The sequence below is a fragment of the Novipirellula artificiosorum genome, assembly GCF_007860135.1.
Taxonomy (GTDB): Bacteria; Planctomycetota; Planctomycetia; order Pirellulales; family Pirellulaceae; genus Novipirellula_A; species Novipirellula_A artificiosorum.
The window spans coordinates 160,004-171,880 of record NZ_SJPV01000001.1 but is presented as its reverse complement, the minus strand read 5'-3'; the positions used below and the strand labels follow the sequence as shown (position 1 = coordinate 171,880).

Genomic DNA, 11,877 nt, shown 5'->3' with positions numbered 1-11,877 from the left:
GTCGCTAGAGGTTGACCAAGATGTCAAGCATCTCGGCGGCGGTCGCGATCACTTTGGAGGATGCTTGAAAGGCGCGTTGATAGGCAATCATCTTGATCGATTCCTCATCAATGTTGACGCCGGTGATCGAGAGATGCTGGCTTTCCAAGGTTGAGTGAAAATTACGCAGCCCTTCGGTTTCACTGCTCTGCAAACTGACCTTTTGCCCGAGGCTTGCCAGCGTGCCTTCGTAGACTCCGCGAACGCTGCGACCGTCGAGTTCATCGAGCGGACGATCGACCAGATCCACCAAGCGAGTGAGTGCATCGGTGTCTTCTCCAATGCCCCCACTGCTGATCGCCAAGAGATCGCTATTGCGTTTGAGTTGTGCGTTGACGTCAATGTCGACTGCGTTCTTGCCGACGAAAAACGTGTTGATTCCAATCGCCGCCAAAAAACCGCTGGTGTCTTCGCCAAACGTGAATCCTGAGGTTGGCGAATCCGAGATAATCTCGACGTATCCCTCGCTGGTGACACTGGCCGAGATTCCCGCAATCGCGTCGATCTCTGCGACAACCGAATTGATCGACGAATCACTGACTTGGCCAAGTCGTCGGACAGCGATTTGGTGAGTCGACAAGATCTCGCCTGCGTCGTCCACCAGATTCATGTCAAAGGTGCCGTTGTCCGGAATGAAGGTCATACCGGACGATGCTAACGGAACGCCACCTTCGCCCTGGAAGCTTGAGGTTAACGATTGGTACGCTTCGCGTCCCTGTCCTTGCGAATGCACCTCGTTCACACTGCGAATCAGAGCGGCGGCGATCTTATCAAGCTTTTGAATATAGTCTCCAAAGACTCCGTCGCGTGCTTGTTTGGAAGCGGCTATTTTTCCACCGGTCACCTGGAGCGGCGAATCTGTTTCAATGATCCGAATTTCCTGGCCACCCGCCGATTCGCTGTAGTCGCTGAACACGTCTCGTTGGTTGCTATTGCTGACTAAGTAGTCGCCACCGACAAAGACGTTGACCGCACCGCTGGCTTGTTCTTGGTAGTTGATTTGGACGTAGGTGGAAAGCTCTTCGAGGTCGCGGTACCGTTGATCGCGCAGCCCCGTCGCATCGCTATTGCGAAGTCCGCCACCCCCCTCGATGGTCGAGATCTCGAGGTTCAGTTCTGCGATCCGCTCGGTCAAGCGATTGATTTGATTGGCCATTTCTTTGAAATCACCGTCCCAAGTGATCTGCTGAGCGACCGCGTTTTCGCGAGTTCGACGAAGGTTGCTCGCCAGCGTCTCGCCTTGCAAGATCACGAACTCTCGCAACGAGGTGTCACCGGGTTGAGCGGACAATTCATGAATCGAGTTGTTGAACTGTGAGAATTGTTGACTCAAGCCCGTATTGTCCAAGTCCGAAGACAGCTCTTCGAGTTGGTTGTAGGCCTTTTCTAATGCCTCGGCACCCGTCAGTGCGGTCTTGGCATTCATCATTCGCTCGGCGAGTGCCTGGTCGATGACTTGGACGATGCCGGTCGGCAACACGCCATGACCTTTGATCAGGTTCCCGTCACGAACCGCGACCGAAGACGCCTGCTGTAGTTGCTGGCGGATATAGCCGGGCGTATTGGCATTGGCAACATTATTGCCGACCACCTGCAGCCCAATTTGCGCAACATCCAGCCCACCTTTTGCTTGCTGAATCGTCCCGAGAAGGCCCATACCGAATCCCCAACGCACGAAGAGTGTCTCCTTCTAGGCATCGGCATGCCGAGCCCGCGAGGTTTACCTAATTGGAACAAACGGGAGGAAACACGCAGGAACGAGCGATTTCGAGGACGTCAGGATCTGCCGGCTCGCATCCTCGTTGCTCCGTGATCGATTTCGACACCCCAAACTTTGCAGTGAGCTGCGATTTTCACTAGACTCAGAGGGCGGTGTTGGAACGGAGACCGTTCATCTCATCGCTTTGGAAGATCACATCAAGTTGGGGCCACCCGCTGCCATGGGGCATTCCCCTGCAAAGGGGGGCCCTGTTTGTCTACACGTCCTCGAAGGTTACCCCATCATGTTGCGGCCTCTACGTCTTGCTCTTGTCTTTGTTGTCATGAACTCGTCCGCTGCAATCGCTCCGGCAGCGTCACCTGCCGAAGCGACGCAAACGAATGCGTCCAAGCACATGGGTGTTGGGGCCGAACCGATCGACGGCGGGGAGGTTCTGTTTGACGGTTCACGTGCGATGCTGGATGAAAAATGGACCTATTGGCAGGGCCCCAGGTTTGCATCGTCGCTTCCGATCAAATGGAAGATCGTAAAGGACCCGGTTGGCGAGGGGACCGTCTTGATGACCGACGATCCGGTTGCGGCTGGCGGATTGTATGGAACGGCGGACGTGGTGACAAAGAAATTGTTCCGCGACTTTCGCTTGCATGTGGAATTTCTGATCACCAAACCAGGTGGTAACAGCGGCGTGTACCTGCAAAACCGTTACGAAATCCAGGTGCTTGACGGTGACAAGACCAAGCATGGCATGGCTGCGGTGATCAACGAAACGGAGTCTCCTTACGAAGCCTACAACGGCATTGGCAAATGGAACGCGTACGACATTGTTTTCCGTGCAGCTCGATTCAACGACGGGGAGCGAACTCACAAGGCGCTTGTGACGATGTACTTCAACGGCAACAAGGTTCATGAAAACCAACCGATCACTCGAGTATGGGGAGGTCCGAATTCGGGAATCAATGGCGACAATGATGATCAAGGAAAGGGGATCACCGACACGCCGGGCGGTATCAAATTGCAGTGCGAAGGCCACGAAGTGCTGTACCGGAACATCTGGATTAAGCCGATGGAGTACCCCTCGGCCAATACCGATTTCTGATCCCGCCTGCCTTCGGTCCGTCCCGCCTTGAGTTCCTTCCTGATCCTGATCACAATGACTGCTTGAGAAATTCCTCCTAGGCTGTGGTTACGAAAAGGGAACTAGATGTCCGAGAAAGCACCGTGGATTACTTATCGCCCCGAATTGAAAGTCTTGGATTGCACGATCCGGGATGGGGGGTTGATCAATAACCACCAATTTACCGATGAAGTCGTCCGAGCGGTCTACGATACTTGCATCCAAGCCGGCATCGACTACATGGAGATTGGATACAAGAACTCGCCGCGGTTGTTCCCCAAATCGGAATTTGGTGCTTGGCGTCATTGCGACGAAGACGATTTGAATCGAGTCGTGGGTGGCCACGATGCGGAAAAGACCGGGCTGAAATTGGCGGCCATGGCCGATGCCGAAAAAAGCGACTGGAAGGTTCAAGTCGTGCCACGCAGTGAAAGCGTGCTGGACCTGATTCGCGTGGCCTTCTATGCCCACCAGGTATCCGAGGCGGTCGAAATGATCAACCATTTCCATGATCTGGGCTACGAAACGATGGCCAACCTGATGGCGGTTTCGAACATCACCGAAACCGAAATCGACACGGTTCTCGAGAGCATTGCTCCCACGCCCGCAGGTACGATGGTGATTGTCGACAGTTTTGGGCATTTGTACCGAGAACAGATCGACCGACTTTACAAGAAATACGCTGCCGCGATGGAAGGTACCGGGAAAGAGATCGGGATTCACGCTCACAACAACATGCAGTTGGCGTTTGCCAACACGATCGAAGCGATCATTCTGGGATCGAATCGAGTCGATGCGACCATGTTGGGACTCGGTCGCGGTGCCGGCAATTGCCCAATGGAAATATTGCTCGGTTTCCTCCGAAACCCAAAATTCTCGCTGCGGCCCGTGATCAAGTTGCTGCAAGACCACATCATCCCGCTGCGTGACACGGTAGAATGGGGGCCGTTGATTCCCTTCAACATTACGGGACAATTGAACCTGCATCCTCAGCACGCGATCAAGTATCGCAAGTCAGAGACAAAGGATGACTTCGTCAAGTTCTATGATGAGCTCAAGTCGGAAATTTGAGAAGTAGATGTTAGGTCTGCCGCCCCTGCTTCGGATCGGTCGGAAATCGTTCTTGGATTCTGCTCGCCCGCAGGGGTCGAGTTGCGTGGCGGCTGGCGTGCTGGTGGTTTCGAGAGTGTCGCTGTTTGCGGTGGTGCTCTTTGCTGGCTGCGAACCCGCAGCGCCCCCGCTTCCACCTCGCCCCGTTGAGGTGGCGACGTCACGATCGATGATTCGATCCGCCGATGGATCTCGCGCTTCGGTCAAGCAATTGTTAGGCGAAGCGGAACAGGCCATCGTCGATGAAAACGAAGCTGCGGCCGAGTTTGCGTTGAAAGAATTGTTGCTTCAAGACCCTGGCCACGTCCGAGCCTTGTTTCTGATGGCTCGGCTCAATGGCGAATCGGATCGGCTAAATGAAGCCATCGATCTCTTGGCTGCGATTCCCTCAGACGACCGGATGTTTGGATTGGCAGCGCTGGGGCAAAGGGCCGACTATTTGCGGCAAATTGGCCAACTCAATGAATCGATCGAGGTTTGGCGTGAAATCTTGCAGCTCGATGATTCCCTCGATTCGGTCCGCGAGTTTCTGGTGGATGATCTTTATGCGTCGGGCAAGCGTGTCGAAGCTGGCTGGGAACTTGCGGAAATGGTCCGGCGGGGAGTGGCCAACGAAGATCATTTACGCCGATTGCTAAACGTAACGCGTTGGCCCAAATCTCGCGAGCAAATTGTCGAGGAGCAACGCAAAGCGTCCGAGCAACCTGCCGATTCCGAGGAAGCCGTTGAAGCCTCGCAGCCGTCGACCCTGGGTGATGCGTGGGACTTGATTCACGAAAAACGGTTTCGCATCGCAATGCAACTGCTGGAGCGGATTGTTGATACCGATCCATCGAACGAGGCATTGTCGCTGTTGGCGATGACCCAAACCGATCTTCAGCAATACGATTTGATGCATCAAACGGTCAGCCTAGGGACGGAGGGAATCAAGCGGTATCCCGGGTATTGGATCGCGATCGGTGATGATTGGGCGTCACAACAAAAGGACGATCATGCCATCGCCGCCTATGCTCAAGCACTGTGGGTTGAACCGACTTTCGAATTGTCACACCAACGACTGATCGGGGCACTGCTTCGCAAAGGTGAAACCGAGTTGGCTCGCAAGATCGACGAACGCCGGTTTGCGCTGCCGGGGCCGATCGAGGCCTTTGTGGCGGTGGGGCCTCGTCAACCCGAAGACATTCGGGCCGCGAAGTACTTGATTTCTGACTTGCAGCAACTCGGGCAACTGGAACAGGCGTGCGCATGGCTGCGTAGCGTTGCCCCCCGGCACCCAGAAGCGTTTGGTGATTCCGAGGCGGTTACTCGACAGTGTCGTGAGATGACGAGCTTGCCAGAGGAGGAACGTCGCCGAGTGGTCTTAGCCGGCATGGAATTGCAGGACTATCCCAATCCAGACATGGGGATCGAGTTGTCGAATAGGCTGTCAGGATCCGATGCGAAGCAAGCGTTTGTGCCCGATGGCCCTCCCGCGACGCCCGTTTTGGTCAATGTCGCCGAGCAAGTCGGCATCGAGTTCGCGTACCACAACCTACCCGACCGCGTGTCGCGTCTGATGCGATTGCACGAAAGCCTTGGCGGCGGCGGCGCGGTCCTGGACTATGACCTTGACGGTTGGATTGATTTCTACTTCGGCCAATCGTCCGCCGATCCACCCGAGATCATGGGGACACGGCCGAATGCCTTGTTTCGTCATGTCGGCAACCGCTTTCTGGATGTGACGGATTTTGCCGGGGTCGACGATCGGGGATACTCGATCTGTATCACCGCAGGTGATTGGAATCAGGATGGTTTTGATGACATTGTTGTTGGGAATCTCGGCGTCAATCGAATCTTTATCAATCAAGGCGACGGTTCCTTTGTTGATCGTACCGAGTCGATTGGAATTGACGCGGATACGTTCACCTCGTCACTTGCCTTGGCCGACGTCAATTCGGATACTTTGGTCGATTTGATCGAGGTCAACTATGCGGATGATCCAAGTATCTTCGACCCGCTCATCGTCATGCCGAGCGGCATGGCTGCCAATTATCCCGGCCCCAATAAATTCAGGTCCGGTTTGGATGTCGTATGGTTAGCCAACCCCGATGGAACCGCAAAACGGATTCCCCTTGGTAGCGAAGTCTCGGAAGTCAATCGGGAAGCGGCGGAAACCACCGGCATGTCGGATCGTAAATCGGTTCCGCAAATCGGTGACGATGCGAATCCTGGCTTGGGTTTAGCCGTTACCGACTTCGATGGATCAACGGGCCTCGAATTTTTTATCACCAATGACACTCGGCCAAACCAGTATTGGCGGGTCAAAGGCCCACCGGAATCGGTCCAGCTCTCGCAGGTGGCAACCACTGCGGGCTTGGCAACGAGTTGTCAAGGCAAGACAACGGCATGCATGGGAGTCACGGTTGCTGACTTTGACCGCAATGGCATGCCTGATCTGGTCGTGACAAATTGGTTTGATGAATGGCTTTGTTATTACCAGCAGAAGTCGCATGGCGTGTTTCGCGATACGGCGCCGCTGTACGGTTTGGATCGGTTCAGCGACCACCATGTAGGTTTCGGGTTGCAGGCGATTGATTATGACAACAACGGCTGGGTCGATCTGATGATTGGTAACGGGCACATTGATGATTTTACTCACAGCGGACAGGCGTTCCGCATGCGTCCGCAGTTGCTTGTCAATCGAGGTGACCATTTCATCGAAGCCGATATGCCGTCATCCTCCGAATTGTTTTGGTCAACACTGCAGTTGACCCGGACCGTGATCGCCTGTGACTACAACCGTGACGGGCGGCTTGATGCGGTCACGACGGATTTGGAGTTGCCGGTCGCCGTGATCGAGAATCGGACGGAAGCAGATCCTGGATTCTTGCAGTTTCAAGTCGTGGGAACCCGAGCGGAGCGTTCAGCGATCGGAACAAGAATTGAGATCCTCGACTCCATTCCGCCGTTAATCGCCATGGTGACCGCTGGCACCGGGTACGCTGGGCGTCCCGAACCGTTGGTCCACTTTGGCCTCGGAAATCGCGTTGGCAAGGTGGACATTCGGGTCACATGGCCCGATGGCAGTACCCAGCGGCACAACGCGGTCCAACCCGGGGCGCGATACTTGCTAATCGAAAAGGATTCGATCGTGCGACTGGATTGAATTTCTTGTACGTGCTGCAAGAAAACATCGCTTCATTCGTTCCCAGCCGATCCGAGTTCGAAACGTGAGCAGATTGCACAGGCTACAATCAGGCCTTCAAAACGACGATGGACGATCGGCAGCGATCGCATCAACCAATCGGTCTATGACAAACTCCCGCGAGCAAGACATGAACAAGAACGTTTCTACGGCAGGTATGCATCTTAATCGGCGTCAATTGGCAATCGGGTCGGTCGGAGCCGCGGCAGTGGCCTGTTTGCCAAAGTTTCTTTTCGCCGAGGATGCTTCACCATCCCGCTCGACCCCACCCAATCCCATTGCGGTATCGACCTACTCGTATTGGCGTTACCGCAGCGATAGCAAGTTGTCGATTCTTGAGTGCATTGATTTGGCAGCTGACACGGGCTTCGATGCAGTCGAGATACTACACGTGCAGATGGAAGATGAATCGGATGCGATGCTGCAGCGCATCAAACAGCGCGCCTTCCGACTCGGTTTGGACCTTTGCGGCATGTCCACTCATCAATCGTTTGTTTCACCCGACGCGGACAAGCGTCAAGAAAACATTGACCACACGATCCGCTGTATCGAAATGGCGTACAAAATGGGCATCCCAACGATCCGTGTGAACACGGGGCGCTGGGGCACGTCGGGAAACTTCGACGAATTGATGGCCAACAAAGGGATCGAGCCGCGACTTGAAGGATACACCGATGAAGACGGATTTGGATGGGTTCGTGAATCGTTTGAAAAATGCTTGCCCACGGCCGAAACGTGTGGTGTCGTGTTGGGATTGGAAAACCACTGGGGACTTGGACGCACGGCAGAAGGGGTTTTAAGGGTGATCGGCGAGGTCGATTCGCCTTGGTTGCGAGCGACCATGGATACGGGCAACTTCTTAGAGAATCAGTACGACCAGTACAAACAACTTGCCCCCGAGGCCGTCTTCGTTCAGGCGAAGACGTACTATGGTGGCGGCACTTGGTACACGCTGGACATCGACTACGACCGAGTTGCCAGCATCCTGCGTCATGTGAACTATCGAGGCTACATTTCGCTGGAGTTCGAGGGAAGCGAACCGCACGAAACCGCAATCCCAAAAAGCTTGGCGATGCTGAGAAAAGCCTTCGCTTAGTCGCATTTGGAACCATGATGTGGCCTCCAATCGTCGCCGCGTTCGCCAGATTGATAGGCACCGTCTGGCGACGGCGCCTATCGTTCAAGATCAAAATGCACGAGCCCGGATGATTCGTTGGAGTGGTAGGCTTTAGCCGATTGCGTGCTGGATCCTTGCTGAATTGGCTAAAGCCTACGACTCCAACTCGCGCAGTCTGTTTCTTACTCAATCGGTGTAAGCTGATTGCATACAAAGGGTTACGGGGAATAGGTTTGGACGGATGAATAGCCCTCCACGCCTGCCCCGCGATGACCTGAAGGAACCGGACCTACGTGTTTTATGGAAATGCTCTAAATAAAACGGAGACGCCACAAGACCGCGATGGCGTACCTTATTGACCGAGCGCTTTGCGAAGTGCGTCGGTCAAGCGAGGAATGTTCTCGTAGGGTTGCGAATCTTCGTATTCCAAAATGACGAAACCTTGGTAGCCAGCGTCACGAAGGATGTTGCCGATCCGATCGAAATCTGCCGGCGTTTTTTTCCCACTCGCGGAGTGCATGCTGGCTTTTACTTGCACGTTGACCGCATAGGGGACACATGCTTCGAGGTCGGCGTAGGGATCGTCGGAGCTGAAGTTGCCGGTGTCGAGGTTCATCCCCACCCAAGGGCTTTGCACTTGCCGCATGATCGTCAAGCATTGTTCGGCTGTCAGCTTGCCGTGATTTTCCACCCCCAGAAAAATGCCTTGGGTTGCTGCGTATTGAGCACACGTTTCAATCGCGTCGATCGCCTCAGCCATCCGCTCGGGTTGTTCGTCAAGTTGCTGCCGCGTTCCCGCAAAGAAGCGAATATGCGGTGCCCCAAGGGTTGCGGCGTTGTCGATCCAGTACTTTGCCTGCTCGATTTCTGCATCCAACTTTGGTCCCTTGCCGATCGTAAAGTTGTTGCCAATTGCAGTCCCCGAGATGATCAAGCCCTGCTCATACGCTTTACGTTTCAGCTCCAAAAAATAGTCCTTGGAGGGAGTCGGTTCAAAAAAGTAACTGGTCAATTCGGCAGTATCGAAGCCCTCGCGGACACAGTAATCGAGGAACCCCTGCATATCGATCGCAGGGCCATCCTCGCGCGCCTTTCGCGGTTTACCTTTCATGAAGGAAAAGTAGTCGCGTAGCGAGTAAGCCGCTAATCCGATTTGGAATCGCGACGGCCCTTGTCGCAGAATGGGAGCCCGGCCCAGCAAGGGAGAGGCGAGGCAGCCGACCGATCCGGCAGCCAGTAGACTTTGAAGAAAGAGGCGACGTTTCATGGTTTAGCTCGTGGGTATTTTTTTCTCAAATCGTTCAATCGATGTCGCACGACCCGCTGAATCCGTTTCGACAAGCGCGCCGCACAAGCGGACGTCATGGGTTGCGACATAGAAATGGCACGGTTCATTCGTTCGCGTCGTGAGTGTCACTCTCGCGATGTCACGGCCTATGATACTCTCATACGCACCGCACATCCCTACGTCACACTGAAATGCCGTCCCACCTGGAAAGAGACATGCGTCAGCCGTCGGAACATGGGTGTGAGTCCCCAACACGGCCGAAACACGCCCGTCTAAGTAGCGACCGATGACTTGTTTGTCGCTAGTCGCTTCGGCGTGGAGATCGACAAGGATATGGCTGGTCACGCCGTCGAGTTCATGCAGCACTCGATCGATCGCTTGAAAAGGACAATCGACAGGCCGCATGAAGACTCGCCCGAGTAGCGAGACGATCGCAAGCGTTTCCCCCGCACTCGTTGTGATCGTGGTCCAGCAGCGTCCGGGCGCATCCGGAGGGAAATTCGCGGGCTTGACGATTCGATCACTCTTGCGAAGTGTTTTGGCGAGTTCCCATTCGCGATAGATGTGGTCGCCCATCGTGATCGCATCGACCCCCGCATCGAGGAGTCGCGAAAACTGACGATTCGTCAAGCCGGATCCGTCGGCCGCGTTCTCCGCGTTCACCACCAGCGCATCCAAATCCAACTCGTGTCGAAGCGCCCGCGCGTATTGAAGCGTCGCCGAGTAACCCGGTTTGCCAACAAGATCGCCAAGGAAAAGAACTCGCATTAAAAAAATCACTCCGTGGCGTCACCGAAAGCGGCCGTCGAACCGATCCTCGGCGGCGAAGGGCTCTGTGAAAGGAAGCCTCCTGCCCACGCAGCGTCCCCGGAACGGCTAGGCGTGATGATCTTGCTACGCTTGCGAGTCAAGACGCGATGGCAGAAAAGCGGGCTACTCGTCGTCAAATGCCCCATCAAAAATATCCTCGCCGGCGAGCGTTTGCAGAATCAAAGGGCATCCCTCTTCGAGCATGTCCAACACCTCTGCAAAACCTTCCTCACCACCATAGTAAGGATCAGGGACATCTTTGGGCCAATGATCGTCGAGGTAGTCTCCAAACATTCGGATGTGCAGCTTCGACCCCTTGGCCATACGATGCAAATCCGCGTGGTTTTCAGCATCCATGGCTAATACCAAGTCAAAGCGTCCCGGTTTCAAGTCGGCTGCCTTCACTTGCCGCGCCCGACTGGTCATTTCATAACCGCGGGCCTCGGCAGCAGTTTGCATCCTCGGATCAGGCTTTTTTCCGATATGGTAGTCATGCGTCCCGGCCGATTCCACGATCACATCGATCCCGTATTCTTGGGCAAACCGTTTCATCACGGCCTCGCCAGCGGGAGATCGACAAATGTTTCCCATGCAGACGAATAAAACACGCTTGATCATTGGCAATTCTCACCTGGTTCGCCGGTGAAAGTCTCGAAACACCCCGCGCCGATCCGGACGGGAACTCATCCAAAGATCGTAAGGCGTCTGGGCGGAAAGCGAAACCCAAGCGATTTTCTTTCCCTGCGTCTCCGTGGTGGGTGGATCCCCTCGATTCACCAGATTTACCGGGAAAGACGTTGCCATTCCGATCCCGATTCTGGTACCCCGAACCTGATGACGACACAGTGGTGTCATATTGACGACTTGCCAAACGATACCCAAAGCGCCAATGATAGGACCTGCGAGGAGGTGCCTTTTTGGACACGTTTTGGTTCGATGGAGCATTCGAACGAGATTCCGAAGTTCTGCTTGTACGGAGCTCCTTGCACAGGGCACAGGGCACGGGGCTCCTATCTGCTGCAACGGAACAGGTGGAATCCAGTGTGTGTTTTTTGACCACCCTGAAAGGGGGGTGAGAATCGGGCACTCGGTTTCTCGAGCAGGGAAGCCGTGGCAAATTGAATCAGCCTGGATCGGCTTGAGGCAATTTCCTTGCCTTAAGGCCCCGCAAGGGTTAGAATCTGAACGTCGCCTATGGAACCGTCAACTACAAGGATTTTGATGATGACATCTTCACACCGTGTTCGTTTCACGCAATCTTGTCCCAGATGTGGACGAAGGGTTGAGATTCGCGCATCACTTTTGGGATGCACCGTGGCGTGTCAACACTGCAATGCCGAATTCATTGCCTCGGCGCAGGTCAGCGGTTCCGAGCACGCCGAGAAGGCGGATGATTTGCTCGCGCGAGTGGAGCTAGCACTCAAGCGGGCGGAAGACCAGGCAGCATTGGCGCAGACTCCCGCCGAGCAGCCGATTGTGTAGAGTAAAAACGGAA

9 protein-coding genes are annotated in these 11,877 nt (G+C 54.9%); 5 read left to right on the top strand and 4 right to left on the bottom strand.

The window, feature by feature from the left end; genetic code table 11:
* Nucleotides 1-4 precede the first annotated feature (4 nt).
* A complete protein-coding gene (gene flgK, locus Poly41_RS00440; RefSeq protein ID WP_231615300.1) occupies nucleotides 5-1,714 on the bottom strand; it encodes a flagellar hook-associated protein FlgK in 1,710 nt (569 codons plus the stop codon).
* Between the two features lie 328 nt (nucleotides 1,715-2,042).
* Here flgK and Poly41_RS00435 point away from each other — a divergent pair, with 328 nt between their 5' ends.
* The 4 genes from Poly41_RS00435 (at nucleotide 2,043) to Poly41_RS00420 (ending at nucleotide 8,263) form a co-directional block, all read left to right on the top strand.
* Nucleotides 2,043-2,855: a 3-keto-disaccharide hydrolase gene (locus tag Poly41_RS00435; RefSeq protein WP_146523969.1), complete on the top strand. Its 813-nt coding sequence runs from the start codon at nucleotides 2,043-2,045 to the stop codon at nucleotides 2,853-2,855.
* 105 nt (nucleotides 2,856-2,960) lie between these two features.
* Complete coding sequence (locus tag Poly41_RS00430) at nucleotides 2,961-3,944, top strand: aldolase catalytic domain-containing protein (protein ID WP_146523968.1); 984 nt, start codon at nucleotides 2,961-2,963, stop codon at nucleotides 3,942-3,944.
* Nucleotides 3,945-3,996: 52 nt separating this feature from the next.
* Nucleotides 3,997-7,128 carry an FG-GAP-like repeat-containing protein gene (locus Poly41_RS00425; RefSeq protein WP_197230964.1) on the top strand — a complete coding sequence of 1,044 codons (3,132 nt, stop codon included), beginning with the start codon at nucleotides 3,997-3,999 and terminating at the stop codon, nucleotides 7,126-7,128.
* Between the two features lie 145 nt (nucleotides 7,129-7,273).
* Complete coding sequence (locus Poly41_RS00420; protein WP_231615299.1) at nucleotides 7,274-8,263, top strand: sugar phosphate isomerase/epimerase family protein; 990 nt, start codon at nucleotides 7,274-7,276, stop codon at nucleotides 8,261-8,263.
* Between the two features lie 373 nt (nucleotides 8,264-8,636).
* Here the strand turns inward: Poly41_RS00420 and Poly41_RS00415 are convergent, their stop codons facing one another.
* The 3 genes from Poly41_RS00415 to Poly41_RS00405 form a co-directional block, all read right to left on the bottom strand.
* Nucleotides 8,637-9,551: a sugar phosphate isomerase/epimerase family protein gene (locus tag Poly41_RS00415; protein ID WP_146523966.1), complete on the bottom strand. Its 915-nt coding sequence runs from the start codon at nucleotides 9,549-9,551 to the stop codon at nucleotides 8,637-8,639.
* A gap of 3 nt (nucleotides 9,552-9,554) precedes the next feature.
* Nucleotides 9,555-10,340 (bottom strand): TIGR00282 family metallophosphoesterase, encoded by a 786-nt coding sequence (locus Poly41_RS00410; protein ID WP_146523965.1) that lies wholly within the window; start codon nucleotides 10,338-10,340, stop codon nucleotides 9,555-9,557.
* 165 nt (nucleotides 10,341-10,505) lie between these two features.
* A complete protein-coding gene (locus tag Poly41_RS00405) occupies nucleotides 10,506-11,000 on the bottom strand; it encodes a low molecular weight protein-tyrosine-phosphatase (protein ID WP_146523964.1) in 495 nt (164 codons plus the stop codon).
* A 696-nt stretch (nucleotides 11,001-11,696) separates the two neighbouring features.
* On the opposite strand from Poly41_RS00405, the gene Poly41_RS00400 reads away from it, so the two are divergent.
* Entirely contained in the window at nucleotides 11,697-11,864 is a 168-nt protein-coding gene (locus Poly41_RS00400) for a hypothetical protein (RefSeq protein WP_231615298.1), read from the top strand.
* The last annotated feature ends 13 nt before the right edge of the window (nucleotides 11,865-11,877 follow it).

Bases quoted from the DNA above. Each gene is read 5' to 3' on its own strand.
- Poly41_RS00435 (WP_146523969.1), top strand. From the start codon at position 2,043: ATGTTGCGGCCTCTACGTCTTGCTCTTGTCTTTGTTGTCATGAACTCG.
- Poly41_RS00430 (WP_146523968.1), top strand. From the start codon at position 2,961: ATGTCCGAGAAAGCACCGTGGATTACTTATCGCCCCGAATTGAAAGTC.
- Poly41_RS00420 (WP_231615299.1), top strand. From the start codon at position 7,274: ATGACAAACTCCCGCGAGCAAGACATGAACAAGAACGTTTCTACGGCA.
- Poly41_RS00415 (WP_146523966.1), bottom strand. From the start codon at position 9,551: ATGAAACGTCGCCTCTTTCTTCAAAGTCTACTGGCTGCCGGATCGGTC.
- Poly41_RS00410 (WP_146523965.1), bottom strand. From the start codon at position 10,340: ATGCGAGTTCTTTTCCTTGGCGATCTTGTTGGCAAACCGGGTTACTCG.
- Poly41_RS00405 (WP_146523964.1), bottom strand. From the start codon at position 11,000: ATGATCAAGCGTGTTTTATTCGTCTGCATGGGAAACATTTGTCGATCT.